Source organism: Variovorax sp. Varisp53 (genome assembly GCF_059491555.1).
The window spans coordinates 5436752-5455315 of the sequence record NZ_CP168512.1 but is presented as its reverse complement, the minus strand read 5'-3'; the positions used below and the strand labels follow the sequence as shown (position 1 = coordinate 5455315).

The following is an 18564-nucleotide window of genomic DNA, read 5'->3' as shown; positions in this document are numbered from 1 at the left end:
GCAATTCCGTGGGAGAAAGCCCCGGATCGCACCGGTGTTTACACGGGTACCCAGGCCGCAAATCGTTTCAGTCGCTGAAATGCGGCGTGGCTACAATCGTGCCTCATTTTTCAGCAGCCGAACTCGCACCGCTCCCCTTCCAAATGACCTTGCAGATCGGCACCCACACGCTGGAAAACCGCCTGTTCGTCGCGCCCATGGCCGGCGTGACGGACCGGCCCTTCCGCATGCTGTGCCGCCAACTCGGCGCCGGCTACGCGGTCAGCGAGATGGTCACGTCGCGCAAGGAACTCTGGGGCACGCTCAAGACATCGCGCCGTGCGAACCACGACGGCGAACCCGGCCCCATCGCGGTGCAGATCGCCGGCACCGACGCGGCCATGATGGCCGAGGCCACGGTCTACAACATCGAGCGCGGCGCACAGATCATCGACATCAACATGGGCTGCCCGGCCAAGAAGGTCTGCAACAAGTGGGCCGGTTCGGCGCTGATGCGCGACGAGCCGCTGGCGCTTGAAATCGTGCAGGCCGTGGTCGATGCCGCGCAGCCTTTCAACGTGCCGGTCACGCTCAAGATGCGTACCGGCTGGAGCGAAGAGCACCGCAACGCGGTGAAGCTCGCGCGCGATTTCGAATCGGCCGGCGTGCAGATGCTCACGGTGCACGGCCGCACACGCGAGCAGGGCTACAAGGGCTTCGCCGAGTACGACACCATCGCCGCCGTGAAGGCCGCGGTGCGCGTGCCGGTGGTGGCCAACGGCGACATCCGATCGCCCGAGAAGGCACGCGACGTGCTTGCGGCCACTGGCGCCGACGCGGTGATGATCGGCCGCGCCGCGCAGGGCCGGCCGTGGATCTTCCGCGAGATCGCGCATTTCCTGGAGACCGGTACGCACCGCGCGCCGCCGCTGGTGGCCGAAGTGCGCCGCTTGCTGCTCGACCACCTGGTGGAGCACTATGCGCTGTACGGCGACTACAGCGGTGTGCGCACGGCGCGCAAGCACATCGGCTGGTACGTGCGCACGCTGCCCGACGGCGAAGCGTTCCGCGCACGCATGAACACCATCGAGGACTGTGCCGAGCAGCTGCGCGCGGTCGGCGGCTATTTCGACGGGCTGGCGGACCGCATGGACCGCATGCCCGTGCAGCACCTGGCGGACGAAGAGGCGTCGTCGGGTGAAGAGGAGGCGGCTTGCGCCGTCGATTGAGAAAAAGAGAAGAAGCAATGAGCAAGAAACATATCGAGGACTGCGTACGCACCAGTCTGGACAGCTACTTTCGCGACCTGCGCGGCACCGAACCCGACGGCATGTACGAAATGCTCGTGCGCGTGGTCGAGAAACCCCTGCTCGACGTCGTCATGACGCGCGCGGAAGGCAATCAATCCAAAGCCGCGCAATGGCTGGGCCTGAATCGCAACACGCTTCGCAAGAAGCTGGTCGAACACAAACTTTTGAAATAACTCCACGGCATATCCCATGGCCCAGACCGCACTCATCTCCGTTTCCGACAAAACCGGCATCCTTGAATTCGCCCAGGCGCTGCATGCGCTGGGCATCAAGCTGCTGTCCACCGGCGGCACCGCCAAGCTGCTGGCCGATGCCGGCCTGCCCGTCACCGAAGTTGCCGACCACACCGGCTTTCCTGAGATGCTCGACGGCCGCGTGAAGACGCTGCACCCGAAGATCCACGGCGGCCTGCTCGCGCGCCGCGACCTGCCCGCGCACGTGGCGGCCATCAAGGAACACGGCATCGACACCATCGACCTGCTGGTGGTCAACCTGTACCCGTTCGAAGCCACCGTGGCCAAGCCCGGTTGCACGCTGGAAGACGCGATCGAGAACATCGACATCGGCGGTCCGGCCATGGTGCGCAGCGCGGCCAAGAACTGGAAAGACGTGGGCGTGCTGACCGACGCATCGCAGTACGCCGTGGCGCTGGCCGAACTGAAGGCCGGCGGCAAGCTCAGCGACAAGACCAAGTTCGCGTTCTCGGTGGCCGCGTTCAACCGCATCGCCGACTACGACGGCGCCATCAGCGACTACCTCTCGGCCATCGACTTCGAGGCCAGCATCGGCCAGCCAGCGCCCAAGCGCTCGTTGTTCCCGGCGCAGAGCAACGGCCGTTTCGTGAAGGTGCAGGACCTGCGCTACGGCGAGAACCCGCACCAGCAGGCTGCGTTCTACCGCGACCTGTACCCGGCACCCGGTTCGCTCGTGTCGGCCAAGCAGCTGCAGGGCAAGGAGCTCAGCTACAACAACATCGCCGACGCCGATGCCGCATGGGAATGCGTGAAGAGCTTCGACGTGCCTGCCTGCGTGATCGTGAAGCACGCCAACCCGTGCGGCGTCGCCATCGGCAAGGATGCGGCCGAGGCTTACGGCAAGGCCTTCAAGACCGACCCGACCTCGGCCTTCGGCGGCATCATCGCCTTCAACCGCCCGGTGGACGGCGCGACCGCGCAGGAAATCGCCAAGCAGTTCGTCGAAGTGCTGATGGCGCCCGGCTACACGCCCGAGGCGCTCGAAGTGTTCCAGGCCACCAAGGCCAAGCTCAACGTGCGCGTGCTCGAAATCGCGCTGCCCAAGGGCGGGGCCACCGACTGGGACAACGGCCGCAACGCCATGGACGTGAAGCGCGTCGGCTCGGGTCTCCTGATCCAGACCGCCGACAACCACGAGCTCGCCGCCAGCGACCTGAAGGTGGTCAGCAAGAAGCAGCCCACGCCGCAGCAGCTGCAAGACCTGCTGTTCGCCTGGAAGGTCGCGAAGTACGTCAAGAGCAACGCGATCGTGTTCTGCGCCAATGGCATGACCATGGGCGTGGGCGCGGGGCAGATGAGCCGCCTCGATTCTGCGCGCATCGCCAGCATCAAGGCCGAGCACGCCGGCCTGTCGCTGAAGGACACGGCCGTGGCGAGCGACGCCTTCTTCCCGTTCCGCGACGGCCTCGACGTGGTGGTCGATGCGGGCGCGAGCTGCGTCATCCAGCCGGGCGGCTCGATGCGCGACCAGGAAGTGATCGATGCCGCCGACGAACGCGGTGTCGTGATGGTGCTGTCGGGCGTTCGTCACTTCAGGCATTGAAGGGCTTCTTCAGCTTCTTCGAAAACACCGCGGAACCGGCTTTGCCGGGCCGCAGGTGTTGCCTCCGGTAGGGGGGTGGCGAAGCGACACGAAGTGCGCGTAGCCTGGGGGCGAGCCTATTCTCCGAACCGGTACTTCAGCTGGAAGGTGAGCGCGCCGTACAGCCGGTTCTTGATCGTCGGCACGTAGGCGATGTTCAAGCCCCAGTTCCTGCCTTCGATGGCGGCCACCGGAAGGATGGCCGGGAACCAGTTGCTGTTGCGGTAGTTGGGGTAGCCGTCGAAGCCGCCGACCACGGCGCCGAACTTCACGCCGTAGAACTCGAAGGGCAGCACGTACAGCCCGAGGTAGTTCGATTGCCTGCGGTCGCTGTTGTGGAAGGTGCCCGCCGTGATGCGGTACGTGTCGTTCAGCGGGTACTCGAAGCCGAGGCCTTGGTTGACGTTCTCCAGCCCCTTGCTGCGGTCGAAGTGCGCCGAGTAGAAGCCGGGGTTGACCCAGATGTTCTTCGGCTCGAAGGCGTCCTGTGCGCACGCGAGTGCCGGAAGAAGAAGGGCCGCCAGCATCGGCAGCGTGCGCAAGGGGATCATGGGCCGGAACGTCTTCGGTGTCTGTGTGCGCGGGCCACTTCGATGGCGGGCGCACTTTTCTTGGAATCCCTGGTGCCGCAACCCGAGAAGCCGCCTTCGCCGAGTGCCGGCGCAATATACCCGGCGCACTTACGAAATTCGTGACACCGCGCCGCGATGCGCGCGGCCTCAGCGCTTCCTGAAGATGTCCCGCGCGGCCTCGACGGTGGCGGCGATGTCGTCGTCGGTGTGGGCCGCGCTCACGAAGCCCGCTTCGTAGAGTGCTGGCGCGATGTACACGCCGCGGTCGAGCAGGCCGTGGAACAGCGCATTGAATTTGGCGTTGTCGGTGGTCATGACGGTCGCGTAGTTCTGCGGCAGGTCCTTCATGAGGAAGAAGCCGAACATGCCGCCTTCGCTGTCGGCATTGAAGGGCTGGCCTTCGGCCGCGGCTGCGGCCTTCAGGCCGTCGACCAGCGAGCGCGTCTTCTTGCCGAGCGCTTCATAGAAGCCGGGCTTGGCGATCTCCTTCAGCGTGGCGAGGCCGCAGGCCGTGGCCACCGGATTGCCCGACAGCGTGCCGGCCTGGTAGACCGGGCCCAGTGGCGCGAGCTGTTCCATGATCGCGCGCGGACCGCCGAAGGCCGCGAGCGGCATGCCGCCGCCGATGACCTTGCCGAGCACCGTGAGGTCGGGCTTGATGCCGAGCACGCCCTGCGCGCCGTACAGGCCCACGCGAAAGCCGGTCATCACTTCATCGAATATCAGCAGCGCGCCGTGCTGGGTGCACAGCTCGCGGCAACGCTGGGCGAATTCGGGCGTCGCGCGCACGAAGTTCATGTTGCCTGCGATGGCCTCGATCATCAGGCAGGCGATGTCGTTGCCGTGCAGCGAGAAGGCTTCTTCGAGCTGCTGCAGGTTGTTGTACTCGAGCACGATGGTGTGCTGCACCACCTCGGGCGGCACGCCGGCCGAGGTCGGGTTGCCGAAGGTGGCGAGGCCGGAGCCGGCCTTCACCAGCAGCGCATCGGCATGGCCGTGGTAGCAGCCTTCGAACTTGACGATGCTCTTGCGGCCGGTGGCGCCGCGCGCGAGGCGCAGCGCGCTCATGGCGGCCTCGGTGCCCGAGCTCACGAGCCGCACCATTTCCATCGACGGCACCAGAGCGAGGATGGCCTCGGCCAGCTCGATCTCGCGCTCGGTCGGCGCGCCGTACGAGAAGCCTTCGAGCACGGCTTTCTGCACCGCCTCCACCACGGCGGGGTGGCCGTGGCCCAGGATCATCGGACCCCAGGACCCGATGTAGTCGATGTAGCGCTTGTCGTTGGCGTCCCAGAAATAGGCGCCCTGCGCGCGCTGGATGAAGCGGGGCGTGCCGCCCACGGCCTTGAAGGCGCGCACGGGCGAGTTCACGCCTCCGGGGATCACGGCGCGGGCGCGCTCGAAGAGGGTGTCGTTGCGGTCAGTGTTGGGCATCGGAGGCAAATGGGTGGTTATTCAGTGTCGGGTGTCGTGGGGTGGGAGGGCGAAGTCCGGTTCGGCGTCCGGGTCTTCATCATCGTCCTCGGGCTCGGCCCAGAACAGGCGGTCGGGCAGCACATGGCCCATGCCGGGTCGGAAGCCCGCGTCGAGGCATCGGTCCATGTAGGCCAGCGCTTCGCTGGTCGCGGCCACGAGGTCGGTGCCGCTGGCCAGCAGGGCGGCCAGGGCGGCCGACAGGGTGTCGCCGGCGCCGGCGAAGACGGCCTCGAGCCGCTCGTATTTTTCGCTGGCGAGCACTGACTGCGGGGAGGCCAGCACGTTGTCGATGAACTGCTCGGGCAGCATCAGGCCGGTCACGAGCGTATAGGGCACGCCGAACTCGCCGGCGGCCTTGGCAATGTCGCGCGCAGTGGGTGGCCGCTCCCCGTTCCAGTCCGGAAGCAGCCAGCGCCACAGCGTACTGTGGTTTCCTACCAACACTGTGGTTTGCGGCAAAACAAGTTCCCGAAAAGCGTCCAGATAGGGCTCGATCAGGTTCTCGTCCCACCACGAAAGGTTGGGCATGTAGGCCACCACGGGCACCTCGGGATAGTCGGCGGCGGTCTCGGCGATGGTGCTCAGGGCCTCGGTGGTGCCGGCAAAGCCCACCTTGATCAGCTGGACTTCCACGTCCTCCAGGATGGCGCGCGCCTGCTCGGCGATGGCCTCTTCATCGAAGGGAAAGTGGTCGAAAATCTCGGCCGTGTCCCTGGCGTAGGCCCCTGTGACAACGGGCAGGATGTGTGCGCCCACCGACGCCATGGCGAGGGCGTCGGCGCCCAGTCCGCCCGCCCCGCTGGGATCGCTGGCATTGAACACCAGCACGCAGGGGGGATTCAGGTCGCGTTCGGCGATCGATTCGTCGTCCTGCGAGGGGTCGTTAAGATCGCCCGGTTTGCGGGTGTTGTCTGCGGAATGTAAGTAGATGGTCATAAGCCGGGCGGAATCCCCTGGATGGTGGCATAGGCGCGACGTTTACCGTCCGTCAGTGAGATACGCATAGATACACTCGTTGCATTTAATGAACAAGGACTTTAAGCTCCGATGAATACGAAAACTTGGATGTGCCTGATTTGTGGGTGGATCTATGACGAAGCAGTGGGTGTACCGGAAGACGGTATCGCGGCAGGCACGGCCTGGGCCGATGTGCCGATGAACTGGACCTGTCCTGAGTGCGGTGCGCGCAAGGAAGACTTCGAAATGGTTGAAATCTGAAAGCATGGCATAGATAGAGCTACGCGGTCTGCGTCGGTGTTCGGCGCGGCGGGCTTCCAAGTCTCATGAGCAGGAGCGTTTGCAATGGGCCCGAATGGATCAGGTTACAAGGTGCTTGTCATCGACGACAGCAACACCATCCGGCGCAGTGCCGAGATTTTTTTGAAGCAGGGTGGGCATGAGGTTCTTCTCGCGGAGGACGGCTTCGACGCGCTCTCCAAGGTCAATGACCACAAGCCGCATCTGATTTTCTGCGACATCCTGATGCCGCGGCTCGACGGTTACCAGACCTGCGCCATCATCAAGCGCAACGCCAATTTTTCCAACGTTCCGGTCGTCATGCTGTCTTCGAAAGACGGTGTCTTCGACAAGGCACGCGGCCGCATGGTCGGTTCGCAAGACTACCTGACCAAGCCTTTCACCAAAGACCAGCTGCTGCAGGCCGTGCAGCAGTTTGGCATCGTTCAACAGGAAGCGCAGTAATGCCCATTCGAAAAATCCTCGTCGTCGACGACTCCAAGACGGAACTGATGTTCCTGACCGACCTCCTCCAGAAGAACGGCTTTGCCGTCAAGACGGCCGAAAACGCCGACGACGCCATGCGTCGCCTGGAGGAAGAGCAGCCCGACCTGATCCTCATGGACGTCGTGATGCCCGGCCAGAACGGCTTCCAGCTCACGCGCGCCATCGCCCGCGACCCGAAGTACGCAGCCATCCCGATCATCCTGTGCACCAGCAAGAACCAGGAAACCGATCGCGTCTGGGGCATGCGCCAGGGCGCGCGCGACTACATCGTGAAGCCGGTCAACGCGACCGACCTGATGTCCAAGATCAGCGCGCTGGCCTGAGCGGAAGTCTGCTGAACCCATGGCGAATCGCGACGCTCTGAGAGCCTTCCAGTCCCGGCTGGCGAGCCGCCTGCAGGCGGCTCGCACGACGGGCGTGGCCGCCACGTGGCTGGCGGTCGAGGCGGGCGAGGGCAAATACCTCTTCCCGCTGGGACACGCCGGCGAAATCTTTCCCTGGACGCCGCCACAGCCCGTGCCCTACACGGAGCCGTGGTTCCTCGGCGTTGCCAACCTGCGCGGCGGCCTCTATGGCGTCGTGCAGCTGTCGGCATTCGCCACCGGCGTTCCGGGCGCGCTGGCCGCCACCGAGGCGGCCCGCATCCAGTCGCGGCGCGTTGCTTTCAACGAGCTGCTCGAAGTCAACTGCGCTTTGCTGGTCGATCGACTGGCGGGGTTGCGGGGTGCGGAGGCCTTCACGGCCTCCGAGCCTCCTGGCGCAGAAGCACCTGCCTGGCATGGGCATCTGTTTACCGACGCGGCGGGAGAACGCTGGCAGGAAGTCAACCTGCAGGCGCTTTCCCAGCAACCCCAGTTTTTGAGCATTGGTGCGTAGTGCCCCCGCACGCCGTACCGGAAACTATCTGAAGGACCGACCGTGAGCTCGATCGCCGACAAGTTCAAGAAATTACTGCCCGTGACCAACGGGAACGACAATGCCCGCGTCGATGGCTCCGGTTCCACGTTGTCTATCGACGACGTAGACACCGTCCAGGTCCCGGACGAGAAAACCGTGCGCCTCGCCAAGAAGGGGGCCGCGCCCGCGGACACCGGCTTTAGCGACCTCGACCTGTCGGGCGACGCCGCCAACGAGCCGGGCGCTGCGGCTGCCGAAGCGGTGCCCGACACCACCGGCGGCCGCGCGGGCTCCAATCCGGCGCGGCAGCAGCGTATCCTGGCCATCATGCTGGCCGTCGCGGTGCTGTTGCTGTTGCTGGTGGCCGGCTCCGCCATTCTTCGCGCGGACCGCCTGGCGCAGCAGGTGGCTGCCACCGGCCAGTCGCTGATGCAGTCGCAGCGCCTTGCCAAGTCGATCTCGCAGGCCCTCGTCGGCAGCGCCTCGGCGTTCGTCGAAGTGAAGGACAGCGCCGACGACCTCTCGCGCCGCGTCGCGGGTCTGACCAACGGCGACGACTCGTTGCACCTGGAGCGAGTGGGCAACCAGTACGACGAGGAGATGAACAAGATCAATCCCCTCGTCACTCGTGCCGATGCCAGCGCCAAGGCCGTGCTGGCCCAGCGCCAGATCCTGACGCAGGTGGGTGCCGCCTTGCGCGACATCAACCAGCAGTCGTCCACGCTGCTCGAAATGACGGAAACCGTCGCGTCGCTGAAGATGCAGCAGAACGCCACGCTGCCCGAGATCTCGGCCGCCGGCCAGCTCGTGATGCTGACGCAGCGCATCGGCAAGTCGACCAACGAGTTCTTCACGGTCGAGGGTGTGAACCCCGACGCCGTGTTCCTGCTCGGCAAGGACCTGAACACCTTCCAGGAAACCACCCGCGGCCTGCTCGACGGCAATGCGCAGCAGCGCTTCCCCGGCTCGAAAGACCCGCAGACGCGCCAGCAGCTCGAAGCCATCCTGAAGACCTACGAGCAGATGCGCACGCAAGCTTCCGCCATTCTGGGCAACCTGCAGGGCCTGGTGGCGGCGCGCGAAGCGCAGGCTTCGATCCTGACCGACAGCGAGCCGCTGCGTAAGTCGCTCGGCGACCTGCAGGACAAGCTCTCCGCACGCACCGGCCTCGGCGCCGGAACGATCGTGCTGCTGTTCGTGCTGTCGCTGGCCGCCCTGGCACTCGCCGGTGCCATCGGTTTCGTGCAGGTGCGCGAAGGCCGCGAACGCGCCGCCAACGCCGAGCGCGAACGTCTGGCTGCCGAGCAGTCCTCCGAAGAGGTGGGCCGCATCAACAACGCCAACCAGGCCGCCATTCTTCGCCTGATGAACGAACTGCAGACAGTGGCCGAAGGCGACCTGACGCAGGAAGCCACCGTGACCGAGGACATCACCGGCGCCATCGCCGACTCGGTGAACTACACGGTGGAAGAACTGCGCTTGCTGGTGGGCAACGTGCAGAACACGGCGACCCGTGTGGCGCAGACGACGTCTCAGGTGGAAAGCACCTCGACCGAACTGCTGGCCGCCTCGACCGAACAGCTGCGCGAAATTCGCGAAACCGGCCAGTCGGTGCTGACCATGGCCGAGCGAATCAACGGCGTGTCCACGCAGGCGCAAGAGTCCGCCACGGTGGCGCGCCAGTCGCTGCAAGCCGCGTCCTCGGGCCTGCAGGCCGTGCAGAACGCCATCGGCGGTATGAACTCCATCCGCGACCAGATCCAGGAAACCTCCAAGCGGATCAAGCGCCTGGGCGAGTCGTCGCAGGAGATTGGCGAAATCACCGAGCTGATCTCGGACATTACCGAACAGACGAACGTGCTGGCGCTGAACGCTGCCATCCAGGCCGCATCGGCCGGTGAAGCCGGCCGAGGCTTCTCGGTGGTGGCGGAAGAAGTTCAGCGACTGGCCGAACGCTCCGCAGACGCCACGCGCCAGATCTCGGCGCTGGTGAAGGCGATTCAGACCGACACGCAGGATGCGGTGGGCGCCATGGAGCGTTCCACGCAGGGTGTGGTCGAAGGGGCCAAGCTGTCCGACAACGCGGGTACCGCGCTGTCCGAGATCGACCGCGTGTCGCGCCGTCTTGCCGACCTCATTGAGCAGATTTCGCAATCCGCCTCCCGCGAAGCCGATTCGGCCAACGTGGTGGCCGCGAACATCCAGCACATTTTTGCCGTGACGGAACAGACCGGCGAAGGCACGCGCACCACCGCCCAGCAGGTGCGCGAGCTGTCGCAGATGGCCGAAGAACTGCGCCGTTCGGTGGCCCGTTTCAAGATTGCCTGACCCCGATAGATAAGAACGGCGAGCACCCAACGTGTCGATTCAAACCCCTGCCACGGCCCCCCCCGCCGGCAACATGCCGGCCACCGAAGACCTCGGGCCGCTGGCCTGGGTGCTGGGAGAAATTCAGAAATCCCTTGACGGTGTAGGCAAGTCGCTGCGGCGCATCGTTCGCGACGTGGACGCTGCTGCGGCCGAGCCCGAGAGCGGCCCGCTGCAGATGGCCCGCCAGCAACTGCACCAGGCCGTTGGCGCCCTCCAGATGGTGGGACATCCCTCGCCCGCTCTGGTGCTTGGCGCCATCGAGTTCGCGGTGCAGGGCTTCATTGCCGAACCGCAGCGCTGCACCGATGCCGCAGTGCTCAAGATCGAGCGTGCCGGCTTCGCCGTCGTCGACTTCCTGAACGCCTTGCTGGCTGGCAAGCCCGTGTCGTCGGTGGCGCTGTTTCCCCAGTACCGCGACGTGCTGGAACTGGTCGGCAACGAGCGCGTGCACCCCGCCGACCTGTGGAGCACCGCGTGGCGCTGGGTCGAGATCAAGCCCGCCCTCACGCAGGCCGCCGTGGCCTACGACCCGGCCGTGCGTTCGCGGCTCGACCGCGAAGTGCTGCAGCTGGTCAAGACCGGCGACGTGCACGCCGCGCGCCGGCTGCATGCGCTGTGCCTGGGACTCGGACGCGGCGCGCTGCTGCCCCGCGTCGCCAGCTTCTGGACCCTGGCCGCCGGCTTCTTCGAAGCCCTGGCCACCGGCCTGATCGCGCCCGACGCCTACGTCAAGCGCGCCGCCTCGCGCGTGCTGCTGCAGTACGCCACGCTCGCGCGCGGCGACAGCCTCGTGTCCGACCGCCTCGGCCAGGACCTGCTGTTCTTCTGCGCCCAGGCCGTGCCCACCGGCAGCGACGACGCCGCCACGCTGCGCACCGTGCGCAATGCCTGGGGCATCGCCAGCGAGCCGCGCGTCGACTACACCGTCGAGCAGTTCGGTCGCTTCGATCCGCTGGTGCTGCAACAAGCCCGCAAGCGCATCGAGACCGCCAAGGAAATGTGGTCGGCGCTCTCGGGCGGCGACATCACCCGCACGCGCCAGGTGGCCGACACCTTCGCGCAGCTCGGCGAATCGCTGCAGAAGCTGCATCCGCCGAGCCTGCCGATGGTGCTGGCCCTGACCCACGCGGTCGAAGCCTCCGTGCGCACAGGCCAGGCGCCCGGTACCGAACTCGCGATGGAAGTCGCCACCTCGGTGCTGTACCTGGAAGCCGCGCTCGAAGACCTCGACCCGAGCGATCCGCAGCTCACGGCCCGCACGCTGCAGCTGGCGGGGCGCATCGAACGCGTGCGCGCGGGCGGCCATTCCGAGCCGCTCGAGCCGTGGATGGAAGACCTCTACCGCCGCGTGAGCGACCGCCAGACCATGGGCACCGTGGTCGACGAGCTGCGCAGCCACCTGAGCGAGCTCGAGAAATCGCTCGACCAGTATTTCCGCCGCCCGGCCGAAAAAGGCCTGCTGCGCACCGTGCCGACGCAGCTCCTGCAGATGCGCGGCGTGTTCTCCGTGCTCGGCCTCGACCAGGCCGCGCTCACCGTGCAGCGCATGCGCGACGACGTCGAGGCGATGCTCGTCAGCACCTCGCCGGCCGAGGAAATGGCCGGCTTCGACGCGCTGGGCAACAACCTCGGCGCGCTCGGCTTCCTGATCGACATGCTGGGCTACCAGCCCGCGCTGGCCAAGCGCCTGTTCGTGTTCGACGCCGAAGCCGGCGAACTCAAGCCGCTGATGGGCCGCCAGGCCACCGACAGCACGGCCGCCGCCCCGAGCCAGGCTCCGGCCGCCGAAGCCGTGCTCAGCATCGAGGAAGTCGACGCCCAGATCGCCTCGAAGCTTGCCGCACTGGCCACGCCTAACCGCAAGGCCAAGGTCTCGCCGATCGAGGAATTCAGCAACAAGGCCGACAGCTGGACGAACAAGATCACCGGCCCGAGCGCGCTGCCCGACACCGAAGTCACCGAGCTCGAAGAAGACGACCTGCAGAACATCTTCCTCGACGAAGCCCGCGAAGTGGTGGAGAACGGCCTGGCCGCCATCGCCGAACTCGCCAGCTACCCGGACGACACCGAAGAACTCACGATCCTGCGGCGCGCCTTCCACACGCTCAAGGGCAGCTCGCGCATGGTCGGTCTCACCGACTTCGGCGATGCCGCCTGGTCGCTCGAACAGGTGCTCAACACCTGGCTGGCCGACCAACGGGCCGCTACGCCGGAACTGCTGTCGGGCACCGAGCGCACGCTGAAGGAATTCGGCCAATGGGTCGAAGCCATCGCTTCGGGTTCCGCGCACGGCTGGCAGTCCACGCAGTTCAGCCGCGTGGCCAACGCGCTGCTGGCTGGCGAGCCCGTGCCCCCGCCGGTGCGCATGGCCGACGCCGAGGCCCTGGCGGTCGCCGCGCGCCACATCGCAGCCGAAGAACCCGTGACCGCGCCCGCACCCCTTCTCGAGGTTCCGGCGCCGGTGGCGGCGGAGTTGCCGCCGCTGCAGCTGCCGGATCTGCCCGATCTGTCGCTGGCCCCGGAAGTACCTGCGCCCGCACCCGCTGCGGCGCCCGAAGCGCCGCTCGAAACCGTGGCGTGGCAGGAGCCCGCTGCGCCGGCCGCGCCCGCCGCGCCCGAGACCGACGACGATTTCGCGTCGACCGATTTCATCGACTTCGAGTCGAAGCAGACCACCGAGCCCGCGGCGCTGACAGCCCTGCCGAGCGGCGAGGAGTTCGATTTCCTCTCGCCCGCGCAGACGCCCGTGGCCGCCGAGCCGAAGCTGGCGGAAGCGGAGCCCGTGATCGAAGTCGTCGAAGCGGTCGAGGCCACCGTGCCGACCACCGCCGGCCTGCCCGACCTCGATTGGGAGCCCGCGCCGCTGCCCGTGCAGGCTGCCGCCGAGCCGGAAGTCATCGAAGCCGCGGCGCTGCCGTCGCTCGAGGAAGAACCGGTCGTCGAGCCCGAGCTGCAATCGGTCGCCGAACCGGAACCCGAACTGCCCGCCCCGGCGGTTGCCGAGGTGATCGCGCCCATCTTCGAAGCGCCGGTGGCGCCTGCCGAAGCCCAGATCCTGGTCGCCGACGAAGCGCCCGAGCCCGTCGCTGCAGCGGCCACGCCTGTCGTGTCCGCCGAACCGCAGGAAGAAGCCGCGGAAGACATCGCAGCCGCGGCTGCGAGCGCCGAAGACCAGGTCAAGGTCATCGGCCCGCTGCGCATCGGCATCCAGCTCTACAACGTCTACCTCAACGAGGCCGACGAATGGTCGCGCCAGCTCGCCACCGACGTCGGCGAATGGGCGCTCGAATCTCACGAACGCCTGCCCGACTCGACCGTCGCGCTGGCCCACTCGCTGGCCGGCAGCTCGGCCACGGTCGGCTTCCACAGCCTGTCGGGCATGGCCCGCCTGCTCGAAGCCGCGCTGCAGCACCTGCAGATGCTGGGCAGCGGCACGCGGGAGCAGGGCATGGTGCTGGTGGCCGCGGCCGACGAGCTGCGCCGCCTGCTGCACCAGTTCGCCGTCGGCTTCCTGCGCGACCCGGCCGAAGGCACGCTGCAGGCGCTGCGCGACATCGCCAATTCGCCGATGCCGACCGAACTTGCCATGCGCGCCGAGACCCGGCCGCTGCACCAGGTGGTGGCTGCCGAATCCGTCGCCGACGTGGCGCTGGACGATTCCGAAGACGCCATCGACCTGGCCGACGCGGTCGACGTCGACCTGTTCCCGATCTTCGAGGAAGAGGCGGCCGAACTGCTGCCGCAGCTCGGCGAGGCGCTGCGCCAATGGGCGCACCACCCCGACGACGCTGCTCCGCGCGCCTCGGTGCTGCGCACGCTGCACACGCTCAAGGGCAGCGCACGGCTGGCCGGCGCCATGCGCCTGGGCGAGCGCGCGCACCGCATGGAGTCCGAGATCGAAATCCTGGGCTCCCAGGGAGCGGTACGCGCCGACATCGAAAAACTGCTGGCGCGCCTCGACACCCTGCAGGCCACCTTCGACGCATTGCGTGCGGCCGACGACGCCACGCAGGTCGAGCTGGCCCAGATCGTGGCCGCAGCCACCGCCACCGCGCCTGCCGCCCAGCCGCTGCAGGTTGCGGCCGAAGCCGGCGTGCCCGCGAACGACGAAATCGCCGCTCCCGTGGCGAGCCTCGAAGACCAGCCTGGCGTCCCCGCGACGCTACAGCCGCGCCCCGCGCCCGCGCTGCTCACGCCGCTGCGCGCCGCAACGGGCCAGGCCGTGCGCATCCGCACCCAGCTGCTCGACCGCCTGGTCGCGCAGACCGGCGAGGTCATCATCACGCGTTCGCGCCTGGAGGCCGAGCTGGGCCAGCTGCGCGGCTCGCTGTCCGACCTCACGGGCAACCTGGACCGCCTGCGACAGCAGCTGCGCGACATCGAAGTGCAGGCCGAAAGCCAGATGCAGTCCCGACTGGCGCAGGCCAAGGATTCGCAGCAGAGCTTCGACCCGCTCGAGTTCGACCGCTTCACCCGCGTGCAGGAACTCACGCGCATGATGGCCGAGTCGGTTAACGACGTGGCCACCGTGCAGCGCACGCTGCAGAAGACGGTGCAGGCCACGGAAGACGACCTCAGCGTGCAGGCGCGCCAGACGCGCGAACTGCAGCGCGGCCTGCTGCGCACGCGAATGGTGGAGTTCGAGGGCATCTCCGACCGCCTCTACCGCGTGGTGCGCCAGGCCTCGAAGGACACCGGCAAGCAGGTGCGCCTGGACATCGTCGGCGGCTCCATCGAAATGGACCGCGGCGTGCTGGACCGCATGACGCCCGCCTTCGAGCACCTGCTGCGCAACTGCGTGGCGCACGGCATCGAGAGTGCGGCGGTGCGCGAGAAGGCCGGCAAGGACGCCAGCGGCCTGATCGTCATCGACCTGCACCACGAAGGCAACGACGTCTCGGTGAGCTTCCGCGACGACGGCGCTGGCCTCGACAACAAGCGCATCGCAGAGCGCGCCCGCGTCCTCGGCCTGCTCGAACACGACAAGGAACTGTCGGCCGAGGAAGCCACCGAGCTGATCTTCAAGCCCGGCTTCTCGACGGCAGGGCAGGTCTCCGAACTGGCCGGCCGCGGCATCGGCATGGACGTGGTGCGCGCGCAGATCGCGGCGCTCGGCGGCCGCATCGAAACGCACAGCAACCCCGGCCAGGGCACCACCTTCAAGCTGGTGCTGCCGTTGACCACCGCCGTGACGCACGTGGTGATGCTGCGCGCGGGCGAAGTGTCGATCGGCGTGCCGTCGAACCTGGTGGAACTGGTGCAGCGCGTGGGCGGCACCGACCTCGAGGCGGCCTACCTGCACAACAGCCATCCGTTCGGCAGCGAGCAGGTGCCGTTCTACTGGGCCGGCGCGCTGCTGCAGGCCTCGACCCGCAGCGAACACGCGGCGGCCAGGAACAACACGATCGTGGTCGTGCGAAGCGCGGCGCAGCGCGTGGCCCTGCACGTGGACGAAGTGCTGGGCAACCAGGAAGTCGTGGTCAAGAACCTCGGCCCGCAGCTCGCGCGGCTGCCTGGCCTGGCCGGCATCTCGGTGCTGGCGTCGGGTGCGGTGGCGCTGATCTACAACCCGGTGGCGCTGGCCTCGGTGCATGGCGAACAGGCGCGCGAGCGCCAGGCCGCCGCGCTGGCAGCGCCGGCGCACGGTGCCGCGGCCGAACACGGCGCGCCGCAGCAGCCGCTGCCGACGCTGGCCCCGGTGGCACCGCAGGTCCCGCTGGTGCTGGTGGTGGACGACTCCATCACCGTGCGCCGCGTCACGCAGCGCCTGCTGCAGCGCGAAGGCTATCGCGTGTCGCTCGCGGCCGATGGCCTGCAGGCGCTCGAACGGCTGCAGCAGGAGCGTCCGGCGGTGGTGCTGTCGGACATCGAGATGCCGCGCATGGACGGCTTCGACCTGGCCCGCAACATCCGCGCCGACGATTCGATGACCGGCCTGCCGATCATCATGATCACCTCGCGCATCGCCGAGAAGCACCGCGAATACGCGCGCACGCTGGGCGTGAACCACTACCTCGGCAAGCCGTACTCGGAAGAGGAACTGCTGCGCCTGGTGCGTGCGTACACGAGCGAGCCCGCCGCATTGGCGGCGGCCTGAGTCCCGCCCCGCGGCCGGTCTTCCGAAGCCTAGGGCGCGAGCAGCGCCTTGCGCACGAGGTCGACCTGCCGCGTGCAGTCCATCTTCGCCATCAGCGAAGTGACCTGGCTGCGCACGGTGTGCACCGACACGCCCTGTGCGCCGGCATGCTGCTTGGGTGATTGGCCCGCCACGAGTGCAGCCAGCACGCGCGCCTCGGCGGGCGTGATGCCAAAGGTGCTGCAGAGACTGTTCATGGAGGGTGCTTCCTGCGAACGGCCGAAGCGGATGCGTGCCAGCACCAGTACCTCTTCACCCAGGCTCAGTTGCGGCGCGGCGCGTGCCAACTCCAGATGTTCCCGGCCGGCCGGTCCACCGGGAATGGAGAGGCAGATCAACTGAGGCGATTGCGCGGCCTGTGCAAGGCCGGCTGCCAGCACCTGCTGCGCCTGCGCCGACGGATGCCAAAGCCGCTGGCCGCGCAGACGCAGCGAGCGGTTCGTGCCGAAGAACTCCTGCGCGCCGGCCGAAGCGCGCAGCACCGTGCCCATGGGTGTCGCAAGAAAGATCGCTTCGCCGAAGGCAGCGAATGCAGATTCGGCGTCTCCGAGCCACTGCCGGGCCCGCACGTCGCGCCGCACCAATCCTTGCCACAGCGCGTGGGTGACGCGCCGGATCCGCGTGCTGTCCAGCAGTTGGCGCGCGGAGGCGGCCGTGTTGCGTTGCACCGTCAGGCCGCCGCGGCGCTGGGGACCCTGGTCGACGATGCAGGCCAGCATCTGGCGCGCGTCGTGGCGGCACATGAAGTCGGCGTAGTAGGCATTGCGCGAGAGAAAAGTCGACGAGAACAGCTCGTGCGTGTCGAACCAGCTTCCCGGCGGCGCGCCGAGGGTCGGAGGAATCAGGATGTCGTGTGCGCAGAAATGCTGCGCATATTCGCGCTGGGCGGCGGCCGAGACGTTGACCTGCTGAAAGCTCAGCAGTTCGTTGCCGTTCTCCAGCAGGATGAAGGTGGCGCTGTCGCCGCCTACCACCTGCTGCACGCCTTGCAGCAGATCGGTCCATGGCGGATGAGGATCGTCCAGGTGCGCGATCGCATCGAGCGCGCGGCGCAGCGCGACGTCCCGGCTCACTCGGTCCTCCCGGTATCCAGCAACGGCGATGGCGCGAAAAGGCCCTTGCGCACGAGGTCGACCTGCCGTGTGCACTCCATCTTGGCCATCAGCGAAGTGACCTGGCTGCGCACGGTGTGCACCGACACGCCCTGTGCGCCGGCATGCTGCTTGGGCGACTGGCCCGCCATGAGCGCCTTCAACACGCGTGCCTCGGCGGGGGTGATGCCGAAGGCGCTGCAGAGGCTGTCGACGGCTGGCAGCAAATGCATGCCGTCGTCGTGCATGCGGATGAAGACCAGCGACTCCTTGCCCAGGCTGAGCTGGGGCACGGCGGGCACGAGTTCCAGGCGGCAAAGGCCGCCCTTGTCATCGGGGATGGAAAGGCGGACCGGCTGACGGGCCTGTGGCGCTCGCGCAAGCGCCGAGCGCAAGGCGCGCTGTACCTCGGCGCGCGGATGCCAGAGCCGGCCACCGCGCAGGCGCAGCGAGTGCCCCCGGCCAAAGAGCTCCAGGGCTCGGCCCGAGGCGCGCAGCACCGTGCCCAGCGGCGTGGCCAGGCAGATGGCTTCGCTGAAACCATCGAACGCCGACTCGGCGGTGTCGAACCACTGGCGCGACATCGCATCGCGCTGCGCGATCCCCTGCCGCAACGCACTGGTGGCCCGATGCACGGTGGTGCTTTCAAGCGCCCGCCGCGCGTGGCCGGCCGGCATGTTGCGCTGGACAGTCAAGCCGCAGCGCCGCTGGGAGTTGTCTTCGATGATGAAGGTCAGCAGCTGCCGCATCCGGTGCTGGGACATGAAGTCGACGTAGAAGGCTTCCTTCGACAGCAGGGAGGGGGAGAACAGCTCCTGCGTGTCGAACCAGGTTCCGGGCGCTGCGCCAGCGGTCAGTGATGCCGCGATGTCGTAGGCGAAGTAGTGCTCGGTGTACGCGCGTTCGGTGGCCGGAGAGACGTCGTGCTGCTGGAAATCCAGCAGCTCACCGCCGCCATCGAACAGGATCAGCGTGGCGCTGTCACCGCCGATCAGCTGCTGCATGCCCTGCAACAGAGCGGTCCACGGTGGCTCCCGATCACTCAGATGCGCGATCGCATCGAGCGTGCGCTGCAGCGCGAGATTCCGATTCATGCGATTCCCCCCTGGCGGAAACGAGCGTGATCTTTTAGTTATCTTTTGTTTGCATGATGC

The 18564-nt window shown here is 67.3% G+C and carries 14 protein-coding genes; 9 read left to right on the top strand and 5 right to left on the bottom strand.

Features of this window, described 5'->3' with window-relative positions; genetic code table 11:
- Positions 1-143 precede the first annotated feature (143 nt).
- The 3 genes from dusB to purH are packed head-to-tail and all read left to right on the top strand — an operon-like array spanning position 144 to position 3086.
- Complete coding sequence (gene dusB / locus ACEOAB_RS25620; protein WP_056595435.1) at positions 144-1208, top strand: tRNA dihydrouridine synthase DusB; 1065 nt, start codon at positions 144-146, stop codon at positions 1206-1208.
- 17 nt (positions 1209-1225) lie between these two features.
- Complete coding sequence (locus tag ACEOAB_RS25615; protein ID WP_007838304.1) at positions 1226-1462, top strand: Fis family transcriptional regulator; 237 nt, start codon at positions 1226-1228, stop codon at positions 1460-1462.
- Between the two features lie 16 nt (positions 1463-1478).
- Positions 1479-3086: a bifunctional phosphoribosylaminoimidazolecarboxamide formyltransferase/IMP cyclohydrolase gene (gene purH / locus ACEOAB_RS25610; protein ID WP_413750010.1), complete on the top strand. Its 1608-nt coding sequence runs from the start codon at positions 1479-1481 to the stop codon at positions 3084-3086.
- Between the two features lie 116 nt (positions 3087-3202).
- Here purH and ACEOAB_RS25605 read toward each other — a convergent pair whose 3' ends face one another.
- The 3 genes from ACEOAB_RS25605 to thiD form a co-directional block, all read right to left on the bottom strand.
- Positions 3203-3676, bottom strand: a complete 474-nt coding sequence (locus ACEOAB_RS25605; RefSeq protein ID WP_413750009.1) for a hypothetical protein — start codon at positions 3674-3676, stop codon at positions 3203-3205.
- Positions 3677-3844: 168 nt separating this feature from the next.
- On the bottom strand, positions 3845-5131 hold the full coding sequence (gene hemL, locus ACEOAB_RS25600) for a glutamate-1-semialdehyde 2,1-aminomutase (protein ID WP_413750008.1): 1287 nt from the start codon (positions 5129-5131) through the stop codon (positions 3845-3847).
- Between the two features lie 21 nt (positions 5132-5152).
- A complete protein-coding gene (gene thiD / locus ACEOAB_RS25595) occupies positions 5153-6109 on the bottom strand; it encodes a bifunctional hydroxymethylpyrimidine kinase/phosphomethylpyrimidine kinase (RefSeq protein ID WP_413750007.1) in 957 nt (318 codons plus the stop codon).
- Positions 6110-6220: 111 nt separating this feature from the next.
- On the opposite strand from thiD, the gene ACEOAB_RS25590 reads away from it, so the two are divergent.
- The 6 genes from ACEOAB_RS25590 (at position 6221) to ACEOAB_RS25565 (ending at position 16280) form a co-directional block, all read left to right on the top strand.
- Positions 6221-6391: a rubredoxin gene (locus tag ACEOAB_RS25590; protein WP_007838397.1), complete on the top strand. Its 171-nt coding sequence runs from the start codon at positions 6221-6223 to the stop codon at positions 6389-6391.
- Between the two features lie 84 nt (positions 6392-6475).
- Positions 6476-6874: a response regulator gene (locus ACEOAB_RS25585; protein ID WP_007838399.1), complete on the top strand. Its 399-nt coding sequence runs from the start codon at positions 6476-6478 to the stop codon at positions 6872-6874.
- Entirely contained in the window at positions 6874-7239 is a 366-nt protein-coding gene (locus tag ACEOAB_RS25580) for a response regulator (RefSeq protein WP_007838401.1), read from the top strand. The genes ACEOAB_RS25585 and ACEOAB_RS25580 overlap by 1 nt, the downstream gene beginning before the upstream one ends.
- A gap of 19 nt (positions 7240-7258) precedes the next feature.
- Positions 7259-7792, top strand: a complete 534-nt coding sequence (locus ACEOAB_RS25575; protein WP_495653180.1) for a chemotaxis protein CheW — start codon at positions 7259-7261, stop codon at positions 7790-7792.
- A gap of 42 nt (positions 7793-7834) precedes the next feature.
- Positions 7835-10141 (top strand): methyl-accepting chemotaxis protein, encoded by a 2307-nt coding sequence (locus ACEOAB_RS25570; protein ID WP_413750921.1) that lies wholly within the window; start codon positions 7835-7837, stop codon positions 10139-10141.
- A gap of 31 nt (positions 10142-10172) precedes the next feature.
- Entirely contained in the window at positions 10173-16280 is a 6108-nt protein-coding gene (locus ACEOAB_RS25565) for a hybrid sensor histidine kinase/response regulator (RefSeq protein WP_495653179.1), read from the top strand.
- A 29-nt stretch (positions 16281-16309) separates the two neighbouring features.
- Here the strand turns inward: ACEOAB_RS25565 and ACEOAB_RS25560 are convergent, their stop codons facing one another.
- Both ACEOAB_RS25560 and ACEOAB_RS25555 read right to left on the bottom strand, forming a co-directional pair.
- Positions 16310-17392: a helix-turn-helix transcriptional regulator gene (locus ACEOAB_RS25560; protein WP_413750600.1), complete on the bottom strand. Its 1083-nt coding sequence runs from the start codon at positions 17390-17392 to the stop codon at positions 16310-16312.
- Entirely contained in the window at positions 17389-18504 is a 1116-nt protein-coding gene (locus ACEOAB_RS25555) for a helix-turn-helix transcriptional regulator (protein ID WP_495653178.1), read from the bottom strand. The genes ACEOAB_RS25560 and ACEOAB_RS25555 overlap by 4 nt, the downstream gene beginning before the upstream one ends.
- Between the last annotated feature and the right edge of the window lie 60 nt (positions 18505-18564).

What these genes read in the sequence shown, in the direction of transcription:
- dusB (WP_056595435.1), top strand. Translation starts at nt 144, where the DNA reads ATGACCTTGCAGATCGGCACCCACACGCTGGAAAACCGCCTGTTCGTC.
- ACEOAB_RS25615 (WP_007838304.1), top strand. Translation starts at nt 1,226, where the DNA reads ATGAGCAAGAAACATATCGAGGACTGCGTACGCACCAGTCTGGACAGC.
- purH (WP_413750010.1), top strand. Translation starts at nt 1,479, where the DNA reads ATGGCCCAGACCGCACTCATCTCCGTTTCCGACAAAACCGGCATCCTT.
- ACEOAB_RS25605 (WP_413750009.1), bottom strand. Translation starts at nt 3,676, where the DNA reads ATGATCCCCTTGCGCACGCTGCCGATGCTGGCGGCCCTTCTTCTTCCG.
- hemL (WP_413750008.1), bottom strand. Translation starts at nt 5,131, where the DNA reads ATGCCCAACACTGACCGCAACGACACCCTCTTCGAGCGCGCCCGCGCC.
- thiD (WP_413750007.1), bottom strand. Translation starts at nt 6,109, where the DNA reads ATGACCATCTACTTACATTCCGCAGACAACACCCGCAAACCGGGCGAT.
- ACEOAB_RS25590 (WP_007838397.1), top strand. Translation starts at nt 6,221, where the DNA reads ATGAATACGAAAACTTGGATGTGCCTGATTTGTGGGTGGATCTATGAC.
- ACEOAB_RS25585 (WP_007838399.1), top strand. Translation starts at nt 6,476, where the DNA reads ATGGGCCCGAATGGATCAGGTTACAAGGTGCTTGTCATCGACGACAGC.
- ACEOAB_RS25580 (WP_007838401.1), top strand. Translation starts at nt 6,874, where the DNA reads ATGCCCATTCGAAAAATCCTCGTCGTCGACGACTCCAAGACGGAACTG.
- ACEOAB_RS25575 (WP_495653180.1), top strand. Translation starts at nt 7,259, where the DNA reads ATGGCGAATCGCGACGCTCTGAGAGCCTTCCAGTCCCGGCTGGCGAGC.
- ACEOAB_RS25555 (WP_495653178.1), bottom strand. Translation starts at nt 18,504, where the DNA reads ATGAATCGGAATCTCGCGCTGCAGCGCACGCTCGATGCGATCGCGCAT.